Genomic DNA, 292 nt, shown 5'->3' with positions numbered 1-292 from the left:
TGGATCTGCCCGGCGTGCAGGTCGACCGACAGCACCCGGTCCGCGCCGGCGACGGTGATGAGGTTCGCGACCAGCTTGGCGGAGATCGGCGTGCGCGGCCCCGGCTTCCGGTCCTGTCGCGCATAGCCCATATACGGGATCACCGCGGTGATCCGCCGCGCCGACGCCCGCTTCAGCGCGTCGATGATGATGAGCAATTCCATCAGGTTGTCGTTGGCCGGAAAGCCGGTCGACTGGATCACGAACACGTCCTCGCCCCGGACGTTCTCCTGGATCTCGACGAACACCTCCT

1 protein-coding gene is annotated in these 292 nt (G+C 66.4%); it reads right to left on the bottom strand.

Translation table 11 applies throughout. The features are described 5' to 3' along the window. Nucleotides 1-292: ribose-phosphate diphosphokinase (gene prs, locus AC0IYH_RS30915; protein WP_471837998.1), on the bottom strand; the 292-nt coding region annotated here is incomplete at both ends.

The organism is Pseudomonas sp. AC463 (genome assembly GCF_979253585.1).
The sequence above is the reverse complement of the archived record's forward strand: the minus strand, read 5'-3'. Positions and strand labels throughout refer to the sequence as shown.